At 60.3% G+C, this 26,036-nt stretch carries 24 protein-coding genes; 10 read left to right on the forward strand and 14 right to left on the reverse strand.

Annotated elements, in window-relative coordinates; genetic code table 11:
* Nucleotides 1–96 precede the first annotated feature (96 nt).
* From msrB to ACIQJ2_RS16605, 3 genes are read left to right on the forward strand one after another with little or no spacing between them, the layout of a single operon-like run.
* On the forward strand, nucleotides 97–546 hold the full coding sequence (gene msrB / locus ACIQJ2_RS16595) for a peptide-methionine (R)-S-oxide reductase MsrB (RefSeq protein WP_199145061.1): 450 nt from the start codon (nucleotides 97–99) through the stop codon (nucleotides 544–546).
* Nucleotides 543–1,070, forward strand: coding sequence for a peptide-methionine (S)-S-oxide reductase MsrA (msrA, locus tag ACIQJ2_RS16600; RefSeq protein WP_199145059.1), 528 nt, complete (start codon nucleotides 543–545; stop codon nucleotides 1,068–1,070). The genes msrB and msrA overlap by 4 nt, the downstream gene beginning before the upstream one ends.
* The gene (locus tag ACIQJ2_RS16605; RefSeq protein ID WP_400667422.1) at nucleotides 1,070–1,483 is read left to right on the forward strand and encodes a DUF6314 family protein; all 414 of its coding nucleotides are present in this window, start codon (nucleotides 1,070–1,072) and stop codon (nucleotides 1,481–1,483) included. Before msrA ends, ACIQJ2_RS16605 begins: the two co-directional genes overlap by 1 nt.
* Before the next feature lie 30 nt (nucleotides 1,484–1,513).
* On the opposite strand, the gene ACIQJ2_RS16610 is transcribed toward ACIQJ2_RS16605, so the two are convergent.
* The 4 genes from ACIQJ2_RS16610 to ACIQJ2_RS16625 all read right to left on the reverse strand — a co-directional run bounded on the left by ACIQJ2_RS16610 (nucleotide 1,514) and on the right by ACIQJ2_RS16625 (nucleotide 6,707).
* Nucleotides 1,514–2,572, reverse strand: coding sequence for a 3-deoxy-7-phosphoheptulonate synthase (locus ACIQJ2_RS16610; RefSeq protein WP_400667420.1), 1,059 nt, complete (start codon nucleotides 2,570–2,572; stop codon nucleotides 1,514–1,516).
* 464 nt (nucleotides 2,573–3,036) lie between these two features.
* Nucleotides 3,037–4,098, reverse strand: a complete 1,062-nt coding sequence (locus tag ACIQJ2_RS16615; RefSeq protein ID WP_199095091.1) for a porin — start codon at nucleotides 4,096–4,098, stop codon at nucleotides 3,037–3,039.
* A gap of 467 nt (nucleotides 4,099–4,565) precedes the next feature.
* Complete coding sequence (locus ACIQJ2_RS16620; RefSeq protein WP_400667418.1) at nucleotides 4,566–4,925, reverse strand: hypothetical protein; 360 nt, start codon at nucleotides 4,923–4,925, stop codon at nucleotides 4,566–4,568.
* A gap of 219 nt (nucleotides 4,926–5,144) precedes the next feature.
* The gene (locus ACIQJ2_RS16625; RefSeq protein WP_400667416.1) at nucleotides 5,145–6,707 is read right to left on the reverse strand and encodes an MFS transporter; all 1,563 of its coding nucleotides are present in this window, start codon (nucleotides 6,705–6,707) and stop codon (nucleotides 5,145–5,147) included.
* A 174-nt stretch (nucleotides 6,708–6,881) separates the two neighbouring features.
* On the opposite strand from ACIQJ2_RS16625, the gene ACIQJ2_RS16630 reads away from it, so the two are divergent.
* Complete coding sequence (locus tag ACIQJ2_RS16630; RefSeq protein WP_400667414.1) at nucleotides 6,882–7,805, forward strand: LysR family transcriptional regulator; 924 nt, start codon at nucleotides 6,882–6,884, stop codon at nucleotides 7,803–7,805.
* Between the two features lie 94 nt (nucleotides 7,806–7,899).
* Here ACIQJ2_RS16630 and ACIQJ2_RS16635 read toward each other — a convergent pair whose 3' ends face one another.
* Nucleotides 7,900–8,361, reverse strand: a complete 462-nt coding sequence (locus ACIQJ2_RS16635) for a GNAT family N-acetyltransferase (protein ID WP_400667412.1) — start codon at nucleotides 8,359–8,361, stop codon at nucleotides 7,900–7,902.
* A 228-nt stretch (nucleotides 8,362–8,589) separates the two neighbouring features.
* On the opposite strand from ACIQJ2_RS16635, the gene hisC reads away from it, so the two are divergent.
* Nucleotides 8,590–9,648: a histidinol-phosphate transaminase gene (gene hisC, locus ACIQJ2_RS16640; protein ID WP_400667410.1), complete on the forward strand. Its 1,059-nt coding sequence runs from the start codon at nucleotides 8,590–8,592 to the stop codon at nucleotides 9,646–9,648.
* Between the two features lie 78 nt (nucleotides 9,649–9,726).
* Here the strand turns inward: hisC and cysN are convergent, their stop codons facing one another.
* The 3 genes from cysN to ACIQJ2_RS16655 form a co-directional block, all read right to left on the reverse strand.
* Nucleotides 9,727–11,217 (reverse strand): sulfate adenylyltransferase subunit CysN, encoded by a 1,491-nt coding sequence (gene cysN / locus ACIQJ2_RS16645; RefSeq protein ID WP_400667408.1) that lies wholly within the window; start codon nucleotides 11,215–11,217, stop codon nucleotides 9,727–9,729.
* A gap of 1 nt (nucleotide 11,218) precedes the next feature.
* Entirely contained in the window at nucleotides 11,219–12,172 is a 954-nt protein-coding gene (gene cysD, locus ACIQJ2_RS16650; protein ID WP_199145041.1) for a sulfate adenylyltransferase subunit CysD, read from the reverse strand.
* Nucleotides 12,173–12,298: 126 nt separating this feature from the next.
* A complete protein-coding gene (locus tag ACIQJ2_RS16655; protein ID WP_400667406.1) occupies nucleotides 12,299–13,033 on the reverse strand; it encodes a phosphoadenylyl-sulfate reductase in 735 nt (244 codons plus the stop codon).
* A 490-nt stretch (nucleotides 13,034–13,523) separates the two neighbouring features.
* Here ACIQJ2_RS16655 and ACIQJ2_RS16660 point away from each other — a divergent pair, with 490 nt between their 5' ends.
* A complete protein-coding gene (locus ACIQJ2_RS16660; protein ID WP_199145037.1) occupies nucleotides 13,524–13,970 on the forward strand; it encodes an Rrf2 family transcriptional regulator in 447 nt (148 codons plus the stop codon).
* A 62-nt stretch (nucleotides 13,971–14,032) separates the two neighbouring features.
* Here ACIQJ2_RS16660 and ACIQJ2_RS16665 read toward each other — a convergent pair whose 3' ends face one another.
* The 5 genes from ACIQJ2_RS16665 to betI form a co-directional block, all read right to left on the reverse strand.
* Nucleotides 14,033–15,394 carry a chloride channel protein gene (locus tag ACIQJ2_RS16665; protein ID WP_400667404.1) on the reverse strand — a complete coding sequence of 454 codons (1,362 nt, stop codon included), beginning with the start codon at nucleotides 15,392–15,394 and terminating at the stop codon, nucleotides 14,033–14,035.
* A 178-nt stretch (nucleotides 15,395–15,572) separates the two neighbouring features.
* A complete protein-coding gene (betA, locus tag ACIQJ2_RS16670) occupies nucleotides 15,573–17,225 on the reverse strand; it encodes a choline dehydrogenase (protein WP_400667402.1) in 1,653 nt (550 codons plus the stop codon).
* Nucleotides 17,226–17,388: 163 nt separating this feature from the next.
* Entirely contained in the window at nucleotides 17,389–18,852 is a 1,464-nt protein-coding gene (gene betB, locus ACIQJ2_RS16675) for a betaine-aldehyde dehydrogenase (protein ID WP_400667400.1), read from the reverse strand.
* Nucleotides 18,852–19,493, reverse strand: coding sequence for a glutathione S-transferase family protein (locus ACIQJ2_RS16680; RefSeq protein WP_400667398.1), 642 nt, complete (start codon nucleotides 19,491–19,493; stop codon nucleotides 18,852–18,854). The genes betB and ACIQJ2_RS16680 overlap by 1 nt, the downstream gene beginning before the upstream one ends.
* Before the next feature lie 4 nt (nucleotides 19,494–19,497).
* Nucleotides 19,498–20,085 (reverse strand): transcriptional regulator BetI, encoded by a 588-nt coding sequence (gene betI / locus ACIQJ2_RS16685; protein ID WP_199145022.1) that lies wholly within the window; start codon nucleotides 20,083–20,085, stop codon nucleotides 19,498–19,500.
* 154 nt (nucleotides 20,086–20,239) lie between these two features.
* Here betI and ACIQJ2_RS16690 point away from each other — a divergent pair, with 154 nt between their 5' ends.
* The 4 genes from ACIQJ2_RS16690 (at nucleotide 20,240) to ACIQJ2_RS16705 (ending at nucleotide 24,434) form a co-directional block, all read left to right on the forward strand.
* A complete protein-coding gene (locus ACIQJ2_RS16690) occupies nucleotides 20,240–20,788 on the forward strand; it encodes an HdeD family acid-resistance protein (RefSeq protein WP_400667396.1) in 549 nt (182 codons plus the stop codon).
* A gap of 307 nt (nucleotides 20,789–21,095) precedes the next feature.
* Nucleotides 21,096–21,341 (forward strand): type II toxin-antitoxin system ParD family antitoxin, encoded by a 246-nt coding sequence (locus tag ACIQJ2_RS16695; protein ID WP_199145018.1) that lies wholly within the window; start codon nucleotides 21,096–21,098, stop codon nucleotides 21,339–21,341.
* Nucleotides 21,342–21,550: 209 nt separating this feature from the next.
* Nucleotides 21,551–23,356: a GGDEF domain-containing protein gene (locus ACIQJ2_RS16700; protein WP_400667394.1), complete on the forward strand. Its 1,806-nt coding sequence runs from the start codon at nucleotides 21,551–21,553 to the stop codon at nucleotides 23,354–23,356.
* Nucleotides 23,357–23,435: 79 nt separating this feature from the next.
* The gene (locus tag ACIQJ2_RS16705; protein WP_400667392.1) at nucleotides 23,436–24,434 is read left to right on the forward strand and encodes an NAD(P)H-quinone oxidoreductase; all 999 of its coding nucleotides are present in this window, start codon (nucleotides 23,436–23,438) and stop codon (nucleotides 24,432–24,434) included.
* Here the strand turns inward: ACIQJ2_RS16705 and ACIQJ2_RS16710 are convergent.
* A complete protein-coding gene (locus ACIQJ2_RS16710; RefSeq protein WP_400667390.1) occupies nucleotides 24,415–25,839 on the reverse strand; it encodes an MFS transporter in 1,425 nt (474 codons plus the stop codon). The genes ACIQJ2_RS16705 and ACIQJ2_RS16710 overlap by 20 nt on opposite strands.
* Nucleotides 25,840–26,036: the final 197 nt, after the last annotated feature.

Here is a 26,036-nt window from a genome sequence, read left to right on the forward strand (position 1 = left end):
CCCTTAGCGCTGATCGAGCTTGATATCCGTCCCTGGTTCCTCCCCGCAGGCCTTGGCCAAGCTCGAAATGTGTGCCGACGGGCAAGGAGAACAAGAATGAGCAAATACAGCAAGACAGCAGAAGCGGTCGCCAAGCTTACCCCCGAGCAGTATCGCGTGACGCAGCAGAGCGGCACGGAGCGTCCCGGGTCGGGCGAGTATCTCTACAACAAGGAGCCAGGCATCTACGTGGACATCGTCTCGGGCGAGCCGCTTTTTGCCTCTGCAGACAAATTCGATTCCGGCTGCGGCTGGCCGAGCTTCACGAAGCCGATCGAGCCCGCCAATGTCAGCGAGCTTACGGATATTTCGCATGGCATGGTGCGCACGGAGGTGCGTTCGGCAAATGGTGACAGCCATCTCGGCCATGTTTTCCCTGATGGGCCGTATGATCGCGGCGGCCTGCGCTATTGCATCAACTCCGCCTCTCTTCGTTTCGTGCCGCGTGACCGCATGGAAGCAGAGGGCTATGGTGCCTATATCGACCAAGTGGAGGATGTAAGATGACAACGGAACGTGCAGTTCTCGCCGGCGGTTGTTTCTGGGGCATGCAGGATCTCATCCGCCGCTACAACGGCGTCATCTCGACGCGCGTCGGCTACAGCGGCGGCGATGTCCGCAATGCCACCTATCGCAACCACGGCACCCACGCAGAAGCGATCGAAATCATTTTCGATCCGCAGAAGATCAGCTACCGCGATCTGCTGGAATTCTTCTTCCAGATCCACGATCCCAGCACGCGCAATCGCCAGGGCAATGATCTCGGCACGAGCTATCGTTCGGCGATCTTCTACGCCAGCGAAGAGCAGAAGCAGGTCGCTCTTGATACGATTGCTGACGTCGATGCTTCTGGCTTGTGGCCCGGCAAGGTCGTCACCGAGGTAGCCCCCGTCAGCGATTTCTGGGAGGCCGAGCCGGAGCATCAGGATTATCTGGAGCGCTATCCGAACGGCTATACGTGCCATTTCGTCCGTCCCGGCTGGAAGCTTCCGCGCCGGCAGGCCGACGCAGCGCAGCGTGCGGCATCTTAATGGAGAGATCGGCCGGCGCTGGCCGGCTGAGTTCCTTCCTCGGCACGTGGGAGGTGAGGCGGCGGATCATCGATCGTTTCAACGGCTCCCTGATCACCTTCGAGGGACAGGCGTTCGTAACGCCTGTCCAGTTTGAGGAGCATGGTGATACGCGCAGCGGCATTGCCACGTTGAGAAGCAGTCGTACCTATCGGCTCGATGAGGCCGACAGCGAGCTCGTCGTGCGTTTTCCCGATCTTTCGGAATTCATCCGTGTCGGCGCTGCGGCAACGCAGCGCGTCATCCATCATTGTGGTCCCGATCTCTATCGGGGCCGTTTGTTCTTTCGCGCGCCCGACGCCTGGGCAGAGGCGTGGTGGGTGCGCGGGCCTAGAAAGAACTATCTGAGCCTCGCGCACTATCGACGTGTTTGACCCGAGCCTGTCCGCTGACGGAAGGCAGGCTTAGCGCGCCCGGCGCCGTGCCTGTACCGCCTTTGCCAGATCTTCCAGCGTGCGGACCGAAGTCGGCCAATCGATGCAGCCATCGGTGATGCTCTGGCCGTAGACCAGCGGCTTGCCGGGCACGAGATCCTGGCGGCCGGCAACGAGATTGCTCTCCATCATCATGCCCTTGATCCGCCGATCGCCAGCCGAAACCTGCTCCGCGACCGAAGTGACGACGAGTGGCTGATTCTCGGGGTTCTTGCTGCTGTTGGCATGGCTGGCGTCGATGATGATCCGCGGCTCAAGCCCGACTTTGAGGGACTGCTCGGCGGTCGCCTGAACGCTTGCGGCGTCATAGTTGGTTTGCTTGCCACCGCGCAAGATGATGTGGCAGTCCTCGTTGCCGCGCGTCGAAGCAATCGCCGCAAGTCCCTCCTTGGTTACTGCCGGGAAATGATGCGGCTGCGATGCGGCGACGATGGCGTCGAGCGCGATCCGCACATCGCCGTTGGTGCCGTTCTTGAAGCCGACAGGGCAGGAGAGGCCGGACGCCAGCTGACGGTGCACCTGGCTCTCGGTCGTCCTCGCGCCGATTGCGCCCCAGCTGACGAGGTCGGAGATGTATTGCGGCGTGATGGTGTCGAGATATTCGCAGCCAGCCGGCAGGCCGATCTCGTTGACGTCGACCAGCAGCTTGCGCGCGATGCGCAGGCCTTCCTCGATACGATAGCTTCCGTCGAGATGCGGATCGTTGATCAGACCCTTCCAACCCACCGTCGTACGCGGCTTCTCAAAATAGACCCGCATGATGATTTCGAGATCGCCGGCGAACCGGTCACGCTGCTCCTTCAACCGCGCAGCGTATTCTCGCGCTGCCGCCGGATCGTGGATCGAGCAGGGGCCGATGACGACGATAAGCCGGTCGTCGTTGTCGCGCAGGATATTGTGAACGGCACTGCGCGCATCGGTGACCGTGGTCGTCACCGCCTGGTCGCGGGGGATTTCATCGATGATCCGGGAAGGCGGCGTGAGTGCCGTGATTTCAAGAATGCGCAAATCGTCAGTGGAATTCAACACGGTATAGTTCCTTTTGGGGTCATACCGTGGCGACAAAAAAGCCGCCAGGTAGACTAGCGGCTGTTCGGGTCTTTGCTGTCGTGTCTTTTCTAACTACGCACAGGCCCGCCTCCGCTGAGAGCAGCGGTACGAATAAAATCGCGAGGCGTATGCGCAAATGATCGACATGCGCTGTCTCTACGACAAAAAATCCTGCTTGTCGATGAGATTGGTATCGGGAAATGGAAGAGTTCGTAGCGCGGCACCCCTTTCTCTACAAAGTGGAAATCGGTGCTCGGGTGCGCGCACGCCAAACTGGCTGGCTGCGACTGCTGCTTTGCTTCCCGCAAGGCTGTTCGCCTGCCTCGCGGCTTGCATGAATAAATTAACCCCTGTCTCGGAAAGACCGGCCCAACTTCGCTGGAAGTCGGGCCAGTCCTCATCCGATCAGGGGTCAAGTCAGATCAGATCTCGAAAACGAGTTCTTAGAACGTGCGCTGGAAGCGCAGGATACCGGCCCACTGGTCCTGATTGATGGAGTCCCAGTTGGTGTAGGATACTTCCGGCGTGATCTGCAGGTTCTTAACCGGGTTCCACTTGACGTTCGCGGTCGCTGCGAAGATCTTGGAGTCGGTGTAAGCGATCTGAGCGTTGGCCTGCAGCTTGCTGTTGATCGGAACGGTTACGCCGGTCCAGAGAGCCCAGTCGCCCCAGCCGATGGTCTTGGCAGGGCCAGCACCGTTCGAGCTTGCGTACTTGTTGAGCTTGTCGCCGTTGGTGTTCCAGCCGCCCATCAAGAAGGCCTTGAAGACGCCGAAGTCGGCATCGACGCGAGCCTTGACAGCGCCTTCTTCAACGATCGAGTCGTAACCGCCGACGACCTTGAAGCCGAAGTTGCCAGCCTTGTAGCCAACACCAGCGACGACGTCCGGCAGGTAGTGGTTGGAGCTGTCTTCGCCGTTCACGCCGGTGGCGCCGGAGCCGGAGTTGGTGTCTTCGACCGAGACGACAGCCGTGAAGCCGTTGCCGGCGTCGTAGCTGTAGGTCAACTGGTTCAGCTCGTACGGGCCGTCATAGACAACGTCGTCGTTCATGACGCCGCCGGCATAGCCGATGTACGAGTTGTACTGCGAGTCAGCCTTACCGACGAGGAAACCGCCGAGGCTGATGTTGGCGAATACCATCTTCGTGGCAGTCGCGCCGCCATCCTGCCAGTCCCAACGCAGAACCATGTTGGTCTTCAGCGGGCCGTATTCGGTGTCGGTCGCAGTGTCGACATGGAGCTGAGCGCGGGTGTGCCACAGCGTGCCGAAACGGTCAGCCGGGTTGTAAGCATTGTACCACTTGCCTTCGGTACGGACGTAGCCGCCGATCTTGAGGCAGGTTTCCGTGCCCGGAATGAAGAAATAACCAGCGCCGTATGCGTCGCAAATACGGACGTATTCGAGCGGTTCCGGCTCAGCGGCGACGATGGCATCGGCTGCCTGAGCGCCAGAAACTGCTGCGAGAGCAGCAGCGGAGCCGAGAAGAAGGCTCTTGATGTTCATAAAAACTCCAATCCAATATAGATTGGGCATAGGCAATCGCGCCGAAAAATCGACGTGCCCTAACCCTATCCCTGTTTAAATACCCCGACTCGGGAGAAACGGGCCCCACCCGCTTCTGGTCCTATTAAAGATGAATTCCTGTAAAGTTATATGATATATTTTTATCAGCATGGCATTTCCGTGATTTAAAAATTTTAGTTGCACGAATGCCACATATACAAACAGAAATAGTAAGTTGTGCGTAATATTGGCTAGGTAATAGTCATTTAGCGGAACGAAAAAGCCCCATTACTTCTCTTGGTTGTGTTGGATATACTTGAATAAGCGCTGAGGGTGCGCGTCGATGGCGTCTCCGGATGAGATGTAGCCGCTTTCTGCCAAAAATACGCAAGAAAACAATGGGATAGAGTGTTTTCGGGATTCAAGGGAAAGCGCCAGCACTCCAAAGGAGTGGCACGTTTCGAAGGTTATGCGGTTCGCTTGCCGGCAGAGGCGATGACCTTGCTCAAAACGGATCCGAGCATGATGCCCCAAAGTCCGCTGATCATGCCGACGACGATGTCGAGCGTCGAGCCGTAGTTGCCGTTTGCGAGGAAATGCGAAAGGCAAAGCACCAGCACGCTTCCAATCATCAGGAGGCAAGTGAAGGAAGGGGATTGCGGATAGGCAAGGCGAGCGAGCATGCCGGCTATGCAGAGTGCGCCGGCGCGAAAGATGTCGAATGGATTGCCGAATGCAACCTGCCAATTGAGATGCGCAAGGGTCACGGCAACGAGTGCCGCGATATAGGCCCATGCGATTATCTTCAAAAGACGGTCAGACATCATCAGGCGATGATATAGCAGCGGCGCATCCAAACGCCAGCCTTGCATCGTTTCGAAGAGCGGGCGGTATTGCATTTGGATGCGCACATTTTATGTGTTGACGAAATATTATGTTGCGCGGCCGAAGCGATTTCGGCGCAATTCGGCCCTTTATTCGCCGTCTTGCCGTGCGTGTGTCGTGGGCCGGTTGGCGCTTGCACCTGAGACCGGCCCTGAATGCAGTCATGCCTTGGATATGCCGAGCGCCTCTTCTTCCTGGGGGATCGGATTTGCGTCCTCGTCAATGTGGCTTGACGAGCCCCGACCGAGGACGGTGAAAACCACGATTGCGGTGATGGCGGTAATCGCCGTCAGCAGCCAAAGCAGCGAACTGAAGGCATCGCCGTAGCCGCTGATCAGCGCATCGTGGCCGATCGCCGGGACACTCGATGCGGCGGCGGCAAGATTGCCGGTGACAAGCCGCTGGGCGGCAGATGAAGCCTGTTCGCCCGCATCAGCGCCGAGATTAGACTGAATGAAGGCGGAGAGGATGGCGCTGACGACGGCAAGCGCAACCCCTTCGCCGGCGACGCGTGTCGTGCTGAAGATGCCGGTCGCCATGCCCGCGCGCTCTTTCGGAACGACACTGACGGCCAGCCCATCCATCAGGCCCCAGGGCAGGCTGATGCCGATGCCGATCGTCAGCAGCGGACCAATCAATGCCTGCGGTGCGGCCCCGGCGGTGAAATGGCTGAGCCAGAAGAGGCCGACCGCCGAAACGAGCAGGCCGCTGCCACAAATCGTTGCTGCGCTGAACCAGCGGGTCAAGAGGCCAGCGGCAATGGGCAGGACGAGAAGAGGAGCCGAAAGCGCGATCATCATCCGCCCGGCGGCGATCTCGCTCATACCCTCGATCCCCACGAAGCGCACCGGCAGGAGGATCAGAAGAACGACGAAGGCATAGGCGGGTGCTGCCGCCAGCAGCTGCACGCCGACGAAGCGCGGGTAACGGAAGAGGGTGAGATCCAGCATCGGCCTCTTTGCGGAGCGTTCGATGATGCCGAAAGCAAGGAACAGCAATGCGGCACCGGCCAGCAGCGCAATAACAAGTAAATCACTCCAGCCGGTCTCCGGCGCGCGCAGCACGCCATAGGTGAACAGTGTCAGCGCAAGGGTAAAGCTTAGCGCTCCCGGCCAATCGAGGCCGGCGGTATCGGGATCGCGGGATTCGCGTAGATAATAAGCGCCGAGGCCGAGAGCCAGCAGCGCCAGCACGACCACGAGAAGGAAGATCGATGGCCAGCCGAAGGCATCGATCATCAGGCCCGAAGCGATCGGGCCAAAAGCGAGGCCGACACCGAAGCTGGAGCCGACGATGCTGAACGCCCGCATGCGCGCGGTACCGTCGAATTCCTGGGCAAGAGCCGCCATGCCGCCCGAGAAGGCGGCTGCCGCGCCGAGACCTTGCAGCGCCCGCAAGATGTCGAACAGGACAATATTGCCGGCAAAGGCGAGACCGGCGGAAAACAGGGCAAAGCAGCCCACGCCGGTCAGGAAGATGCGCCGGCGGCCGAAGCTGTCGGCGAGCGCGCCGGCAACCATCAGGCTGCTGCCGAAGGTGAGCATGAAGGCATTGGTCACCCAGTTGAGGGCAATCGGGCTGCCGCCGAGCGTGCGGCTAATCGCCGGCAGCGCGACGGCCGGGCCTGTGAATGTCAGGGGCATGGCTGCGGCGGCGCAGCAGACCGCCACGAGAACGAAGAATTTTTCGGTCGGACTTGCGACCTGTGTCTTGGGCGAGGTCATCGGGTTTTCCGTTGAGTTTGAGCAAGGAGACCGTGGGCATCCCTGGGAGTGGGGCGGTCGGATGCCGCTGCCCACGGCTTCGAATGACCTCAGCAAGATAGTTTTGCTGTAATCTGATGATAATAGGGCTATAACTCCACATATACCGGAAGAAAACGCTCGAATGGAATGTCCATGGATCGCCTGAGTGGCCTGAATGCTTTCGTGCGGACTGCAGATCTCGGCAGTTTCGCAGCCGCCGGTCGCGTGCTCGGCCTTTCGGCTTCCGCGGTCGGCAAGGCCGTGACCACTCTGGAACGCCAACTCGGCGTTCGGTTGCTTCAGCGCTCCACCCGCAGCATCCGTTTGACGGAGGAGGGGCGCCTCTTTCACGAGCGCTGCAGGCGCGTGCTTGACGACCTCGATGATGCCCAGGCTTCACTGGCGCAGGCGGTTGCGGTGCCGCGCGGGCGGCTCCGCGTCAGCGTGCCGATCGTCAGCTATCACTTCCTCCTTCCGGTGGTGCCGGAATTCGTGACGCGCTATCCCGAGGTCGAACTCGATATCGATTTCAACGACCGCATTGTCGATATGATCGAAGAGGGCGTCGATGTGGCCATCCGCAGCGGCGATCTTCCGGATTCACGCCTGATGTCACGCACTTTGCGGCCGTTCCAGATGCTGCTTTGCGCGGCACCCTCTTATCTGGAGCGCCACGGCGTTCCCGATTGCCCGCGTGCGCTCAACGAGCATCTGGCAGTGCGCTTCCGGTTTCCGAACAGCGGCAAGCTGCAGGAGTGGCCATTGAGCTTGCCAGATGGAGAGCCGGAGCTGCGGCTGCGCACCGCCTTCTCCTGCAATAACATGGAGGCCGTACGCGGCGCGACCGTTGCCGGGCTCGGCATCGGATGCATGCCGGATTTTCTTGTGCGGAGCTCGCTTGCCGGAGGCAAGCTGCAGACCGTCCTCGATGATTTCATCGACGAGCCCGGCCATTTCCACGTGCTCTGGCCGTCGAGCCGCCATTTGTCGCCCAAGGTCCGCGTCTTCGTCGACTTTCTCGGCGAGCGTCTATTCGCAAAGAGTTGCGATATCTTGCCCTCTGCGCCCAACGCATGAATAAGGGCTGTGTTGGCTCGCCTTCAAAACATCTGCGAGATTGCCGATTGAGCTGGCGGTAGCCGCCACTTTGCCTGCGGCAGCCACGCCTCTATCACGACAGCTGCAGTTTATAACCGATATGGGTAGGCTCAAAGCCCATCCGATCGTAAAAGCGGTGTGCGTCAGGGCGCGCCTTGTCGGTGGTCAGCTGCATCAAGGAACATCCGTGTGAACGGCTATAGCCGATGGCCCATTTGAACATGGCCTCGCCGATCTGTTCGTTTCGTCTTGAATGGGAAACTCGAACACTTTCGATCTGGGCACGCTTGGCCCCTCGGCGCGACAGTCCGGGGATAATCGTCAGCTGGAATGTCCCGACTACCTCACTTCCATCCTCGACAACGCACAGAAACTGATTGGGGTCAGCTTCGATCTCGGAGAATGCCTCGCGGTAACGAGCCGCATCCTCCGGCCCGCTCGTTTCCCTCGTGGCGCCCAAAATGTCATCCGCAAGCAAGTCAATTATCGTTGTCAGATCGGCGGCGATCGCCCTGCGAAATGTCAAATCCGTCAAGCTTTGGGTTCCCTGTTTCAATCGATGTCGTGCTCGAGGCAACCACGGTCCGACTTCGCCTCAAGCCTATCGTAGCAATGAATAACCGCGATATTTCCTCTTATCCCAGAGTTTCAACCGCCGCTAAGGACCGAAAGCTGCCTTCGATGGCAGCATTTGCCATATTGACCGCAAATCGAACCGCGCGATACCAAGGCCGCCTGCAACCGCCAAGATGTGGGAACCACGATGAGCCGTTTCTGGAGTCCTGTTGTTCATTCCTTGATCCCCTATGTCGCTGGCGAGCAGCCTGCCATGAGCGATATTGCCAAGCTGAACACCAATGAAAACCCTTACGGTCCTTCTCCGCTTGCGCTGGAGGCGATCTCGAAGGCCGTATCCGATACGCTGCGCCTCTATCCGGATCCGACGGCGCGAGGACTGCGGGCTGCGATCGCTGCAAGCTATGGGCTGGACAAGGATGAGGTCTTCATCGGCAACGGATCGGACGAAGTTCTTGCACATACGTTCCAGGCGCTGCTCAATCACGAAGAGCCTCTGCTGTTCCCTGATATCACCTACAGTTTCTATCCGACCTATTGCCGTCTCTATGGCATCGAGTTTCGGGAAGTGGCTCTCGACGCCAGGATGCGGGTTCGGGTCGCCGATTACCGCCAATCCTGCGGTGCGATCATCCTGCCCAATCCCAATGCTCCCACAGGGATCGGCCTGCCCCTTGCCGATATCGAAACCCTTGTCCGCGAGCACCCTGAGCAGGTTGTCGTTATTGACGAAGCCTATGTGGATTTCGGTGGCGAAAGCGCCATTCCGCTGGTGCGCAAATACCCTAATCTCCTGGTGGTCCAGACATTTTCGAAGTCTCGCGGGCTTGCCGGGCTTCGTGTCGGCTTCGCCGTTGGGCAGAGGCCGTTGATCGAGGCTCTGGAGCGCGTCAAGGATAGCTTCAACTCCTATCCCATCGACAGGCTCACCTTGGCCGGCGCCATTGCTGCCTGGGGGGATCGCGACTGGTTCGAGCGTCACCGCGCGCTGGTTATTGCGACTAGGGATCGCTTGAGTATCGCGCTCGAAACACTCGGCTTCGAGGTGCTTCCGTCTTCTGCCAATTTCGTGTTCGCAAGACATGCCAGCAAACCGGGCGCGGACCTGGCGGCGGAGCTAAGGAGCAAGGGAGTACTGATCAGGAGATTTTCAGGAGCCCGCATCAGCGACTTCCTGCGCATCTCTATCGGAACCGATGCCGAATGCGATCGGCTGTTGGCAGCGCTCGACGACATATTGCGCTGATCTGGACGAGCGCGGCACATTATTTTTAAGAAGAGGCCGATCAAAATCGGCCTCTCGTTGTTTCAGTCCAAGCCGCGATCAGATGTCGCTTGCGGCATTTGCCCAGATTTCCGCCGCCTGGGAGGCTGTGACGCGGCGTACATCGGTTTCGTCGCGACGGCTGGCGAAGAGCTCGCTTGCCATGATCTGTTCGGCGAGATCGGCCGGCAGCGACAGGAGAACACGCTGGCCTTCCTTGTGGATGCCACCGACATCTGTGCGCTTGCCGGTGATCATGCCGCCGGCGATCGTGTTGTTTGTCTCTGGGTCGATCAGGATGAAGGAGCCGGTCGAACGGTTCTGGTCGTAGGGGTCGAAGACGGCGGCTTCATCGAAGGAAAGACGAACCTTGCCGATGGCGTTCATCCACAGCGCCTGCGCCGGTGCCCAAGCGCCGGTTTTCAGCTCGAGTTGCGCGATCGGCTGCACCTGGACGCGTTGGCGGCGGCTGCCGCTCTTCAGCCAATAACGCTTGCCAGGCTCGATGCCCTCGGGCTGCAGCGCCACAACTTGAGCATCGAAGGACAGGCCCGACTGCGGCTGGCTGTCGATGGCGACAATCATGTCACCGCGCGATACGTCCACCTGGCGGTCGAGAACGAGGGTGATTGCGTCGCCGGCAACGGCAGCGTTCCGCACCAGATCGAAAGTGACGATCTTGGAGACATTGGCGACCATGCCAGACGGCAGGATCATGACGCTGTCGCCCGGCTTCACCGAGCCGCCGGCGACCGTGCCCTGATAACCGCGGAAGCTTTCGCCCGGGCGGGAGACGCGCTGCACGGAAAGGCGGAAGCCGACGGTCTGCGCCGAGCGAACGGTTGCCAGTTCCAGCGCCTCGACCAGTGTCGGGCCGGTGTACCAGGGCATGACGGCCTGGCCGGAATAGACGACGTTTTCGCCCTTGAGGGCCGACATCGGGATGGCGGTGATCTGCTTGACGCCGAGCGACAGCGCGAATTCGCGGAAGTCATGCGAAATCTTCTCGAAGCCGGCGCGGTCGTAATTCGTCAGGTCGATCTTGTTGACGGCCAGTACGAATTGCTTGATGCCGAGCAGCGAAGCGATGGTCGCATGGCGGCGCGTCTGTTCGAGAATGCCCACGCGCGCATCGATCAGCAGAACGGCAAGATCGGCGGTGGAGGCGCCGGTCGCCATGTTGCGCGTGTACTGCTCGTGACCGGGCGTATCGGCGACGATGAAGGAGCGGTTGTCCGTCGAGAAATAGCGATAGGCGACATCGATGGTGATGCCCTGTTCGCGCTCGGCCTGCAAACCGTCGAGCAGCAGTGCGAAGTCGGGCAGGCCGAGATCGTTCTGTTTGCCGGTGGAATCGCGCCGCAGCGTGGCAGCCTGGTCTTCCTTGACCGCCTTGGTATCCCAAAGCAGGCGACCGATCAGCGTCGACTTGCCGTCATCGACGCTGCCGCAGGTGATGAGGCGAAGCGGGCGCGAATCGCGGACGGCCTTAGCGGGTTCGGCGGCAGGCCCGACAGCGGGCAGGGCGACGACATTTGCGTTTGCGGTCATCTCAGAAATATCCTTCGCGCTTCTTCTTTTCCATGGAGCCGGACTGGTCGCGGTCGATGGCGCGGCCCTGCCGTTCGGAAACCGTGGCGATTTCCAGCTCTGCAATGATTTCTTCAAGGGTCGTGGCGGTGGAGCGGATGGCGCCGGTCAGCGGGAAGCAGCCGAGCGTGCGGAAGCGGATCAGCTCCTCGCGCTTGACCTCATCCGGCAGCAACTCCAGCCGTGGGTCGGCCGCCATGATCATCATGCCGTCGCGCTCGACAACCGGGCGCTTGGCGGCGAAATAAAGCGGCACGATGGGGATCTCTTCAGCCTGGATGTAGCGCCAGATATCGACTTCGGTCCAGTTGGACAGCGGAAAGACGCGAACGCTCTCGCCCTTGCGGATCTGGCCATTATAGACGTTCCAGAGTTCCGGGCGCTGGTTGCGCGGGTCCCAGCGATGGTCGGGCGTGCGGAAGGAGTAGATGCGTTCCTTGGCACGGGACGCTTCCTCGTCACGGCGAGCGCCGCCGAAAGCCGCATCAAACTGACCGGCATCGAGTGCGTGGCGCAGCGCTTCCGTCTTCATGATGTCGGTATAGCGAGCCGAACCATAGGTGAAGGGCGTGATATTTTCAGCCTTGCCGCGCGGATTGATGTGCTCGATCAGATCGAGATCGTACTTCTTCACGATCTCGTCGCGGAAGGTGATCATCTCGGCGAATTTCCAGCCGGTGTTCACGTGCAGGAGCGGGAAGGGGACGCGGCCGGGATAAAAGGCCTTGCGTGCCAGATGCAGCAGCACCGACGAATCCTTGCCGATCGAATAGAGCATGACTGGACGCTCGAATTCGGCCGCGACCTCGCGGAAGATATGGATGGCTTCGTTTTCCAGCGCCTTCAAATGCGGGTCGAGCGGTGGCTTGATGCTTTGTGGATTGGAGAGTTCCGTATCCGGACGGCTATCGGGCATTTATAACTCCAGAACTTTCAAGTGCCCCGGCCGGGAGGTTGGCCGGAAGGAATCTATGCTTTGGCTCCCGATCGACCGGCGGCGAGGAAACGCGCTTCGGGTCGAGATCGGAGGCCAGCGGGTGTTTCATTGTGCTGCTGCAGTCTCTTCGTGGACATGCAGGCCGCATTCGCGTTTCTCGTCGTTTTCCCACCACCAGCGGCCGGCGCGCTCCGGCTCGCCGGGCTTGATCGCGCGGGTGCAGGGTTCGCAGCCGATCGAGGGATAGCCGCGTGCGTGCAGTGGGTTTGTCGGAACGCCGTTGTCTGCGACATAAGCATTCACGACATCGATGTCCCAGTCGGCAAGCGGATTGATCTTGATCAGGTTGCGCTCGGGATCGAACTCGGCGAACGGCGTATCGGCGCGATTGGCGGACTGGCCGCGACGCAGGCCGGTGATCCAGATGCTGGCGCCGGACAGCGCACGCGCAAGCGGCTTAAGCTTGCGCACACCACAACAGGCATGCCTGGCTTCGACGCTTTCATAGAAACCGTTCAGACCGTATTTTTCTGCATAGGCATCGACATCGGCCTGTTCCGGCTCATAGCGGACGATATCGATGTCGTACTGGCTTTCCGTTTCGTCGATCAGGGCAAGCGTTTCTGGAAAGAGCCGGCCGGTCTGCAGGGTCGCGACTTCGATCGGCAGGCGGTGGTTGCCGATCTCGGCCGTGATCACCTGATCTTCTATGCCGAGCGACGTCGTGAAGACGGCACGGCCGCCGAGGCCGGCCACGAGAGACAGACGACCTGCGAGATCGAGCGATGCCAGCTGGCTGTTCAGCGTCGCTGCATCTTCAATTGAGGTAATGGCAGTCATGGGGGATCCTGTCCTGATGTTGCCGGGAGTATCGCAGCTCACACGGATGGCGGACAGAAAAATAGATTTCGAAAGGGAGTGGATGGAGAGTAAATATCTCCATGAAGCAGCGCCGATAAGGAAAAGCGACCGCCTCGGCTGTTAACCAAGGCGTTTTGCCGCCGGAAGCGGCCTTTCGGAAGCACTCAGTATGGCTAGCCATGTTTAAGTGCTTGCTTTAATGTCTATAGAAATAGTAGAGTTACACATAGCTTGTCAAACGGAAATCGGAAGTGATGCCCAAAATGATGCGTGATGGCGCATTTTAAGCTAAACTAGGGGCATAGCGACGAAGAATGACAACAAGTCTGGGTTGCTGATCTTTCCTGGTGTTGCGCCAGGGGTGTGGGTGCTTCGAAATTGCCCCCGGGACGAGGGCTGAGGAGTTCGGGAGCGGACCGGCTGAATCCATCAGCCGAACGTATCGCATGTGTGTGTGAAGCGGTTCGAAATGATTACTCAAAAAGCGAAATATGCGTTGCGGGCGCTATCTGCCCTGGCCCAGTCAGGGGCAGGCGAGCCCATGATGATTTCCGACATTGCGACCCAGCAGAAGATCCCGAAGAAGTTTCTGGAGCAGATCCTTCTCGACCTGAAGCATCAGGGTATCGTGATCAGTCGGCGCGGCAAGCAGGGCGGCTATCTCCTGCGCAAGCCGGCCGAAGAAATCACCTTCGGCGAGATCCTTCGTATTATCGACGGGCCGATCGCGCCGCTGCCCTGTCTGTCGCTCACCGCCTATCGTCGCTGTGATGATTGTGATGGTGAGCAGACCTGCGAAATCCGCCATGTCTTTGCCCGGGTCGCGGATGCGACCCGCAAGGTGTTATTCTCGACCACGATCGCCGATGCGGTTGCTCAGACTGACGGCGCCGAGGTCACAAGGCTTATGGCCTGAGGCATCTCGAGCAACGGTCTTGAGCGCCTGTCCGTTCGCAATGGCGTGAAGCCATTCCGGCCTCAGCTGGCGGCGTGTTCCTCGCCGGCTTCCTTTTCCATGGCGCGCCGCGCGCGGATGGCTGCCGCGATGAAGACACGCGACAGGCCATGATAAAGCGGCTCACGCGACAGCAGTCTCGAGGTGACATAGCCGATCATAGACACGGCCATGATCGGAATGACGGCCTGATGGTCGCCGGTCATTTCCAGGATGATGACGAAAGCGGTCATCGGCGCCTGAACCACGCCGGCGAAATAGCCGGCCATGCCGAGGATCGCGGCAAGCGCCACGCCGCCGCCGACCAGCGTCCCCACCGTGCTGCCGAAGCCCGCGCCGACGGCAAGCGACGGCGCGAAAATGCCGCCGGGAATGCCTGAGATCATCGACAGAAAGCTGGCGAGAAGCTTTTCGACAAAGAACAGCGGCGGCAGGGCGTGACCCTCGACCGCGCCGCGAGCCTGCTCGTAACCGGTGCCGAAGGTCTGGCCACCGGAGATGACGCCGACGGCCGCCACGACAAGGCCGCAGAGGCCGGCAAGGATCAGCATGCGCTTGAGCGGCTGCGGCTGCGCCCAGCGGCGGATACGGATGCCGGCATAGAGCGCCAGTCCGCTGAAAGTGGCGCCGAGCGCACCGCCGCCGACGCCGCAGATCAGCATGACGATCCAGTCCCGAAACATCGTCGGCGCGGCATCGGCAGTGCCGAAATAGTTGTAGCTGCCGGAAAGGCCGAGCGCGGCAAGTCCGGAAAGGATAACGGCGGTCAGAACCAGACCATTGGCGCGGGATTCATAGGTGCGGCTCATCTCTTCGATGGCAAAGACGATACCGGCCAGCGGCGTGTTGAACGCGGCCGCGATACCGGCGGCGGAGCCGGCAAGGATCAGCCCCTTTGCCTGCGCCATGCCGCCGAAGCGGGCGACAGCCAGCATGAAGGACGCGCCGACCTGCACCGTCGGCCCTTCGCGCCCGATCGAGGCTCCGCTCAGAAGTCCCAATATGGTCAGCGCGATCTTGCCGAAGGCGAGCCGCAGCGACAGCAGCTTGGTGCGATCCTCGTCATGATGCAGGTGCCGGGCGGCGATGGCCTGCGGAATGCCGCTCCCTTGCGAATTGGGAAACAGCGTCGCTGCGAGATAGGCCGACAACACGAAGCCGAGGGGTGTCAGCACCAATGGCAGCAGCCACATCCACTCGCCCGATTGGGTTACACCGGTAAAGGCGCGCTGCGCCAGATCGGCCAGCTTGGCAAAGCCGACGCTGATGACGCCGATAGCAAGAGCTCCCGTCCAGAACACCAAGCGCGGTCGCCACAGATTGAAAGATCCCCAGATGACGCGGGAACGGCGGAGCAGCTTGGACTTGCGGTAGATAGGGGGCATGGGACGTGTGACCGGCGGATTGATGGACGGGTCTTTGCGGACTCTGTTCGGGCAATCTGCTTAAAAACGACGTCTTAAGATAGTCACACTGTCTTACAGAGCTTCACTTTGCTGGCCGTCTCTTTGCGCCGACTGTGCTGCTACGTCAACCGGCTGCAGGTGATGAGCTGTACCGATCTCAACGATCGCTCGTTTCCCAGCGCGGATTGACCCAGGGCTCCTGGTTCGAGCGCGCCAGTCTCGGCTTGCCGAGAATATGGTCGGCCGCCTTTTCGCCGGTCATGATCGAGGGGCCGTTCAGGTTGCCGTAGGTGACATGCGGGAAGATCGAGCTGTCGGCAACGCGCAGGCCGTCGACGCCGATGACGCGGGTGTCGGGATCGACCACCGCCATCGGATCGTCTTTCGAGCCCATCCTGCAGGTGCCGCAGGGATGATAGGCGCTTTCCAGATGTTCGCGCAGAAACGCATCGATCTGGTCGTCTGTCTGGACGTTTGCTCCCGGCTGGATCTCAGCGCCCCGATAATCATCGAAGGCCTTTTGCCCGAAGATTTCGCGGGTGAGACGCACGCAGTGGCGGAACTTCTCCCAGTCTTCCGGATGGCTCATATAGTTGAAGCGGATGACAGGATCGGCCTTCGGATCCGAGGAACGCAGCGTCACGTTGCCGCGTGATTTCGACAGGTTATAGCCGACATGCACCTGGAAGCCGTGGCTCTTGGCCGCCGCCTTGCCGTCGTAGCTGATGGCAACAGGCAGGAAGTGATACTGGATATCGGGCTGCTTGACGCCCGGCGCCGAGCGCAGGAAGGCACAGGCTTCGAACTGGTTTGAGGTGCCCAGCCCCTTCTTGAAGAACAGCCATTGTGCGCCGGCGATACCCTGCATGTACCAGGGCAGCCAGGAATAGAGCGATACCGGCTTCAGGCTCGTCTGCTGGAAATAGAATTCCATGTGGTCCTGCAGGTTCGCGCCGACGCCCGGACGGTCGACCTTGACCTCGATCCCCATGTCGCGGAGATGCTGGCCCGGTCCGATGCCCGAAAGCATCAGCAGCTTCGGCGAGTTGAACGAGGAGGCGGAGACGATCACCTCGCGGTTCGCCCTGATCACCTCGATCTTGCCGTCACGCTCGACTTCGACGCCCGTTGCACGGCCGTTTTCGATAACGATCTTGCGGGCAAAGCAGCGGATCAGCTGCACGTTTGGCCGCTTGAGCGCGGGTTTGAGATAGGCTGTCGCCGCGGACCAGCGCCGGCCCATCCACGTCGTCTGCTCCATCAGGCCGAAGCCTTCCTGCTTGCTGCCGTTATAATCCTCCGTCGCCTCGAAGCCCGCCTGCTTGCCTGCCTCGATGAAGGCATGAAAGAGCGGGTTGCGAGCATCGCCCCGGCGCACATGCAGCGGGCCCCTGGTGCCGCGCCACCCCTCTTCGCCGCCATGCGAGTGCTCCATCCGCTTGAAGTAGGGCAGCACGTCGGCATAGGCCCAGCCCTGGGCGCCAAGCTCTTCCCAGCGATTGAAGTCTTCCGCATGGCCGCGCACATAAACCATGCCGTTGATCGAGGAGGAGCCGCCGATCACCTTGCCGCGCGGCGCGGTGATGCGGCGATTGTTGAGCTGCGGTTCGGGCTCGGAGAGATAGCCCCAATTGTAGCGATCCATGCTCATCGGCCAGGCAAGCGCTGCCGGCATCTGGATGAAGGGGCCGAAGTCGCTGCCGCCGAACTCCAGAACAAGAACCGAGTGCTTGCCGTCCTCCGACAGGCGCGCAGCCATGGCGGAGCCGGCCGAACCCGAGCCGACGATGACGAAATCTGCCTGTTCCATGTCTATCTCCCTGTGGCCGCCGCGATCCTTTGAGGCCCACCTTTGGCGGGCACCTCAGGATGAGGCAGGTCATCGTCCGAGTTTGCGGTTGGTCACTCTCGACCTCACCCTGAGGTGCCGCCGCAGGCGGCCTCGAAGGGCGGGGGCGAGCCCCGAGGTTGCTTTAGTAGGGCGCCTGTACCGGCCCCATGCCGACATAGACGGTCTTCAGTTCCGAATAGTGCTCCAGCGCCGCCAGCGAGTTCTCGCGGCCGAAACCGGATTGCTTGGAGCCGCCGAAGGGGATTTCGACCGGGCAGAGATTGTAGGTATTGATCCACAGCGTGCCGGCTTCGAGCTGATCGACCACGCGATGGGCGCGGGTGAGATCGGCGGTGAAGACGCCGCCGGAGAGGCCGAATTCGGTAGCATTGGCGCGGGCGATGACCTCGGACTCGTCATCGAAGTCGAGAACGCACATGACCGGCCCGAAGATCTCCTCGCGGGCGATCGTCATGTCGTCGGTGACATCAGCAAAGACGGTCGGCTGGATGTAGTAGCCTTCGCCGGAGACATTGTTCGGGATGCCGCCGCCGGTCAGCAGCGTCGCGCCCTCGGCCTTGCCCTTTTCGATGTAGGCGAGCACCTTTTCGCGCTGCGCCCAGGAGACCATCGGGCCGATCTGCGTTGCCTCATCCATCGGGTCACCGATAACCATCGCGTCGGTGCGGCTCTTCAGGCGCTTCAGGAATTCGGACTTGATCTTGCTGGAGACGAAGACGCGCGTGCCGTTCGAGCAGACCTGACCCGTCGAATAGAAATTGCCGAGCATCGCGCCGCCGATGGCGCTGTCGATATCCGCATCGTCGAACACGATCAGCGGCGACTTGCCGCCGAGTTCCATGGTGACATGCTTGAGGCTGCCGGCGGCCGAAACCGCGACCTTGCGGCCCGTCGGCACCGAGCCCGTCAGCGACACCTTGGCAACGTCAGGATGGTTGATGAGCAGCGGCCCGGTTTCGCGGTCGCCCTGGATGACGTTGTAAAGTCCTTTCGGCAGACCAGCCTCGATGAGGATCTCGGCGATTTTCAGCGCGCCGAGCGGCGTGTTTTCCGAGGGCTTGAATACCATGGCGTTGCCGGCGACGAGAGCAGGCGCCCCCTTCCAGCAGGCGATCTGCTGCGGATAGTTCCATGCGCCGATGCCGACACAGACGCCGAGCGGCACGCGCTTGGTATAGGCAAAGTCGCCGCCGAGCGGGATATAGGAGCCATTGAGGCCGGCTGCCGCGATGCCGCCGAAGAATTCGAAGCTGTCGGCGCCCGACGTCGGGTCTGCGACGATGGTCTCTTGGATCGGTTTGCCGGTATCCAGCGTCTCCAACTCGGAAAGCTCGCGGTTACGCTCGCGCATGATGTCGGCCGCGCGCTTCAGGATGCGTCCGCGCGCTGTCGGGCTCATGGCGGCCCATTCCGGCTGCGCCCGCTTGGCGGCTGCGATCGCCTTTTCGACGATGGCTGATGTTGCCGCATGCAGGCGGGCGATTACCTCGCCGGTCGCGGGATAGATGCTTTCGATGACAGTGCCGTCGGTGTCCTCGACATATTCCCCGTCGATGAAATGCGAGGCTTTCGGTTGTGCGCGCATTATAGAACCCTCAATTCTTCGTAGGACACCATGACATGCTCTCTGAAAGCAGGCCGTTCGGTCAGGTTTTCGTAGTAGCGCTCAAGCCGCGGATGGACCGGGCGCTGGATGTCGATGTCGAAATAGCGATAGAGAACGTGCCCGAATTGTATGTCGGCAAGCGTCAGACTATCGCCAGCAAGAAAGCGATGCCGTCCGAGCTGCGACTCGGCGATGTCAAGCTTCGCCCCAAGCACCGCGACGGCGGCGTTGATCGCCTTTTCGTCTTGCAGGGCAGGGGCTGTACGAACCGCATGCCAGAACACCGGGCCGGTGAAATTCAGGGCAATGTTGATCTTCGCCCATTCGGTCCATTTGTCGATCTGGGCGCGATGGCGCACATCCTTGGACCAGAACGTATCGTCGCCATATTGCGTGGCGAGATAGCGCAGGATCGCGCCTGTTTCCCAGAGCGGCTCATCATCCCCATCGCGCAGGACCGGGACGGTGCCGTTCGGGTTCATCGCGAGGAATTCGGGCGTGTCGGTGATGCCATACTTGAAGCCCGCATCGATGCGCTCATGGGCAAGGCCGAGTTCGCCGATGCACCACATGAGCGCCTGAACGTTGGATGATGACTTGCGGCCCCAGACGGTCAACATCGCGTCAGCCTTTCAAGGCATTGAGGTTGGTCGTGAGATAGTCTTCCGTCAGGGCGATGGACGCCTCGGTGCTGATCGGCGCGGAGCGCAGGCTCTGGCGTATATAGAGGCCGTCGATCATGGCGGCTGCACCTTCGGCAATCCGCGCTGCATCGCCTGCCGGGCACAACGCCTTGAGATTGGCGACCAGATTGGAGTGCAGGCGGCGCGCGTAGATGACGAGAAAGCGTCGCGTCTCTTCGGAACGCTGCGCCTCGGCATAGAAGGCGAGCCAGGCAGCGATCGTCTCCGGCGCGAACTGATCGGCCTGGAAGCTGACCCGGATGACGGCGGAGAGCTTGTCGCGCGGCGATTTCGCCTCCCGCAGCGCCGTCACGACGCTGTCGCGCAAGCGCTGTAGGTGAACGCGGACCGTCTCGATCAGCAGCTGTTCCTTGCTGCCGAAATAGTGATGGGCAAGGGCAGGGGAAACGCCGGCCTGCTTGGCGATTTCGGACATCGTGACGGTCAGCGAGCCGTGATCGCCGATCACGCGCATCGCAGCATCCACCAGCGCCTTGCGGCGCACCGGTTCCATTCCGACTTTCGGCATGCGTCGATCTCCAGAGCTGAGAGTGACTTTATTTTTGATTGACTGATCAATCAATAAAAAAATCACTTGCGACACCAAGCTTCGCCGAAAAATGCGCCGCCTCTTTCCGAGTTGTATTTCTGTGTCATACTTCCACCTAGGAGGAGGTACGATCATGGTCGATGTTCTTGATGGAGTTCCCTCATCTGCAATGCGCGGCAAATGGGGCTGGTTTGTAGGCCTCGGCATATTGTTGCTGGTCTGCGGCGGCATTGCGCTCGGCAATCTGTTTATCGCCACGGTGGCATCGGTCTATTATGTCGGCGTGCTGATGCTGATCGGCGGCATCGTGCATCTGGTACAGGCCTTTCAGGTGAGGGGATGGGAACATATCCTCTTCTGGGTGCTCAGCGGCCTGCTCTACACACTTGCCGGGATCTTGGCCTTTACCAATCCGCTCCTGGCCTCCGCGGCGCTGACCCTGTTCCTCGCCGTCTCGTTGATCGTTGCGGGGACCTTCCGCGTCTGGGTAGGGCGCAAGGTGAAGCCTGAGCGCGGCTGGATCTGGATTGTCATCGGTGGCGTCGCGACCGCCATTGCCGGCATTGCCATCATGGTCGGCTGGCCGGTCAACAGCCTCTGGATCCTCGGGCTCTTCCTGGCGTTCGATCTGATTTTCCAGGGGTGGACGCTGGTGGCTTTCGGGCTCGTCCTTCGGCGGTAAGGGAGGTCCCAAAAGGGGTAACGAACTGCTACTTTTTGACAAGGAGTGTGAGCGGCGCTACTCTTTGCCTGCTGCCGTCTACAGCATCGGCCCGAAAATCTGATGCGTAGAGCAGAAAAGATAGAGTGTCTTTGCACTTCCGAAAGGAAGTGCAACGCTCTAGGGCGGAGCGGCGTCGAATTGATGTAGCGACGGTGTCATCATCTGGAGCGGACATGTCCGAGGGGCTTGTCGGCAGGCACCGAAGAAGGCTGCGGAATAGGTCTCCAGTGCAAGTTCCGCTTGATAACGTCAAGGGAGGAATATCATGCCGATGGTAACGGTTTCCATCTCTCCGCTTCAGGCTGCCGGCATTCGCGCCGCGGTCGACACCGGCACCTATGCCTCAAGCAGCGAAGTCGTGCGGGAAGCACTTCGCATGTGGGACGCAGCGCGCAAGCGAAGCGATGTCTGTGATGTGCCAAGAGCCGCCAATGACGAGACCAGCAAGGGCGGTCGTTGTGTCGCCGACATGTTCGCAGATTATGAGGCAGAAACGCACCCGCATAACTAAGCCGGAAACGCTCATCTTCACGTCGTGAGCCACCTTGGCGTGCCTGTTTTTTCGGTCGGATGAATGGTTAATATTGCTTTACCATTCACGAAACTTTCACATAGGGGAAAGGTTTCGTTGACGCTTTATGGCGCATCTTGGGTCGAAAACGCAGTAGATCCAAAATCTTACTCAATTAATTTGATCAAAAAATCCCAAGGGAGATGGGCATGTCCCTGACTGCCGCAGTCGAGCCCGGCGTATTGCGCCGGTATGCCAGCGACCAGATCGTCACTCTCGCCAAGCTCGTGATTGAAAACGCATTTCAGCCGATCGTGGAAGCCGGCACGGGTGCCGTCTTCGGGTATGAATCGCTGATGCGCGGCCAGGAACGCATTGGTTTCGACAGCCCCATCGACATACTCGACGAAGCCGAGCGCACCGGCCAGCTTCTCGGCTTGGAACAGATGGTGACGAGCCGGGCGCTGGCAAAATTCGCCACGCTACCCAATGCGGCTTCGGCAACGCTTTTTCTCAACCTCGATGTCCGGCTGATCCCACAGGGTGCGGCGCTGATAGACAGTCTGCTGCAGCACATGAAGAAAGCCGGAGTAACGCCATCTTCCGTTTGCTTCGAATTTTCCGAGCGCTTCGACAATACCAGCGTCCCCGAGTTCTCAGGCCTCGTTGCCAGAATGCGAAACGCCGGCTTCAAACTGGCGATCGACGATTTCGGCGTTGGCCATGGCGAAATGAAGCTGCTGTCCGACTATCCGGTCGATTATCTCAAGATCGACCGGCATTTCATCGTCGATATCGATCGCAGCGCCCGCAAGCGCCATATTCTCCGAAATCTGGTCAACATCGCCCATGTGCTCGGCACGCGGGTCATCGCCGAAGGCATCGAGACCGAGGCTGAATTCCTGACCTGCCGGGAATTCGGCGTCGATCTGGTCCAGGGCTGGTTCATTGCTCGCCCGACGGTGCTGGTCAACGAGCTGAAACAGAGCTTTCCGCACCTGCAGGATCTCGGCAAGACGGCGCGCAACAGCCAATCGCTGGACGAAATCCTCATCCGCAAGCAGATCGAGGTGCTGCCAACCATCCGCGAAAGCGACAGTATCGATAGCGTCTTCGAGCTTTTTCGCCGCAATCCGCGCCGCGCTTATTTCCCTGTCGTGAATGCCAATGATGAGCCGCGCGGCATCATCCACGAGTACCAGCTGAAGGAATATATCTATCAGCCCTTCGGCCGCGACCTTCTGAAGAACAAGGTCTATGAGCGCTCGATCTCTCATTTCGTCGAGATGGCGCCGATCGTCGGCCTCGATTCCGATGCCGACACGCTGATGGCGATCTTCGCCAATATGGAAAGCAGCGATTGCCTGATCGTCACCGAAGGCACGCATTATGCCGGCATCGTCTCGGCCGCGTCACTGATCAAGGTCATCAATGAAAAGCAGCTGAAGATTGCGCAGGATCAGAACCCGCTGACGGGCCTCCCGGGCAACAGGGCAATCCACGATTTCATGCAGGGCACTGGTCGCGACGGAGATGAAATCAGGCATTTCTGCTATTGCGACTTCGATAACTTCAAGCCCTTCAACGATGCCTATGGCTTTCATCTTGGCGATCATGCCATTTCACTGTTTGCGGCGCTGATGCGCCGCTACTTCTTTGCCGAGCGCAATTTCCTTGGCCATGTCGGCGGCGACGATTTCTTCATCGGCGTCACCGGCTGGAGCATGGGCGAGCTTCGCGAAGTCCTCGATCGCCTGCTGGCTGATTTCCATGCCGACGTTCTCGATCTTTATTCGGCTGATGATCGTGCCGCTGGCCGCATTCACGGCCACGACCGCAGCGGCGCCGAAGCGGAGTTTCCGCTGATGCGATGCTCTATCGGCATCCTGCAACTGCCTGAGGGATTGGTGATCGATAATATCAATCGTGTCAGCACCTCCATCGCCGGTATCAAGGCTAAGGCGAAGGAGAGCAACGCTGGCGTCGCCTTCCTCGCTCTTGCCGAGACGAATTGACGCCCTCTTACAGTCCCTCCTTTTCAAGCGCCGCGCGCTCAACTATCTCCAGTGCTAAATCGGGATAGGAGATTGCGTGATGCCCTTGCCGTCTGAAATGCGTTTCGTGGATTTGCCGACCTTCGGCGGTCCTGAGGTCATGACCATAGGCCGCAAACCTCTGCCCACCCTGAAGCCGGGGGAAATCCTCGTTCGTGTCGAGGCAGCCGGAGTCAACCGGCCTGATGTGGCGCAGCGCCAGGGCACCTATCCGCCGCCGAAGGATGCAAGCCCGATATTGGGACTGGAGATTGCCGGAGAGGTTGTCGATGTTGCCCCGGGTGTAACGGAATTTGCGATCGGCAATAAGGTCTGCGGTCTCGCCAATGGCGGCGGCTATGCCGAATATTGCGTGCTGCCCGCAGGCCAGGCGCTTCGCTTTCCCAATGGCTATGACGCCGTGCGGGCCGCGGCAGTTCCCGAGACGTTCTTCACCGTATGGGCCAATCTCTTTCAGATGGCGGGTCTCACCGAGGGGGAAAGTGTGCTGATCCACGGCGGCTCGAGCGGCATCGGCACCACGGCGATCCAGCTTGCCCGGGCTTTCGGCGCAACGGTGTACGCGACGGCTGGCTCGAAGGAAAAGTGCGAAGCCTGCGAGAAACTCGGCGCAAAGCGGGCGATCAACTACAAGCAAGAGGATTTCGCCGAGGTCATCAAGGCAGAGACGGAGCATGGCGTCGATATCATTCTCGACATGATCGGTGCAGCCTATCTAGATAAGAATCTTGCCTCGCTTGCTCGCGACGGATGCCTTTCCATCATTGCCTTCCTTGGCGGGGCGGTCGCGGAGAAGGCCAATCTGACGCCGATCATGGTCAAGCGCTTGACGGTGACGGGCTCGACCATGCGTCCGCGCACGGCAGAGGAGAAGCGGGCGATCCGCGATGATCTGCTTTCTCAGGTCTGGCCGCTGCTCGACGGGGGCAAGGTTGCCCCTGTCATTCACAAGGTATTTTCCTTTGACGACGTGGTCGAGGCGCATCGATTGCTCGAGACCAGCGACCACATCGGCAAGATCATGCTGAAGTTGGCTTGATCGTAAAGGACAGGACGATCGCGATCAGACCGGGGACCGCCATCAGCGCGTAGAGCCAGTGCGCGGCGGAAAGGCTGCCGGCCATGCCACCCGGATGGGTCAGTCCGGCGCTATTGACGATGACGCCGGTCAGGGCTGCGCCGAAGGCGCCGCCAAGCGACTGCGTCATCGAGATCGCCGCGGAGGCCTTGTCCTGCTCCGTCTTCCTGGCGGTGCCGATGATCCTCGTGACGAGATGCGCCCATCCCAGGCCGACGCCGAAGCCCATCAGGAACATGGCGATCACGGACGGCGCAAATGATGCGACCTCCGAGAAGGGCGTCGCGGTCGCCAGGAACGGAATCAGCGATGCGGTGGCAGCCGTTTCCAGAATGCAGCCGGCAATGATGGCGATGGCCGCCGTCCTGCCGGTGAAAGAATTGCTGAAGAAGGCGGCGATGGTCCAGCCAAGCGCCACCAGCGCCACGAGATAACCCGAGACCAGCGGCGTTACGCCATGAAGCGTCTGCAGGAAGTAGGGGATGTAGATGTCGCTCGTCAGCACCAGCATCATCGTGAATATGGTCAGGTAGAGCCGCGCGATTGGATTGCTGAGCATGACGGCGCCATAGGGAAGGAGGCGTATCTCGCTCTTGCGTTCGATCAGGACCATCGTCGCGACGAGCGCGATCGAAACCGCAATCAGTATGGCCTTGTAGGATCCGTGTTCGATCGTCCCGGCAATACTGACCAACAGGACTGCGGCAAGCAGAAGTATGATCTGAATGAGTGGCGTTCTGGTGTCGATGCGGTCGTCCGCGACATCGGGCAGCAGCCGGCGGGCCGAAAGCGCCATAAGGACGGCCAATGGCACCAGAACGATGAAGGCTTCCCGCCAAGCGCCTCCGGCTGCGAAAAGGCCGCCGAGTGTCGGTCCGAGCACGGTCGCCACGCCCCAGATGGCGGCATAGAGCGTCGACGCCCTGCGCCACAAGGGTTCTGGATAGATAAAGCGGATGAAAGCATAGGCAAGGCCCGACAGCATGCCCGAGCCATAACCCTGAACGGCGCGGCCGATGAGCAGCACCGGCATGGTCGGCGCGATGGCGCAGGCGAGGCTGCCGATGCCGAAGGTGAGCGCTGCCGCGATATAGACGGCGCGAAGGCCCATGCCTTTCGGCCGCGTCGCAACCGTGATCGAGCCGAGCACGCCGGCCGCGACGAAGAGCGTCGTCATCCAGGAGAACAGTTCAAGGCCGCCGATATCGCGGACGATGGAAGGGGCGATGGTGGCCGTGATGTAGGATTCGACGGCATAGAGCGTGACGCCACCGCCAAGCATCAACGTTGCGGGCAGAAGCCTTGGCGAGAACAGGGTGAAGATGGTGGCCGACTTGAGGGGAGTGGAGTTTTCGATGCTGGACATCGGATGAGCCTCGGTATTTTCCTGAAAGCAGTCCCGGCAAACATGCGCAGCGGCGTGGCTTCCGGTGTTGCGTGAAGCAAGAGACGGAGCATTTCCGCGACGCGGTGTAAAAAACGGAATTGCTCTGGCGGTCGTTTATTTTCCAAGTTATAATTTGGAAAATTGCACGACGATCGAATTAAAACAAGAGATAACTT

It is taken from the genome of Rhizobium sp. NPDC092011 (assembly GCF_044756305.1).
GTDB lineage: Bacteria > Pseudomonadota > Alphaproteobacteria > Rhizobiales > Rhizobiaceae > Rhizobium.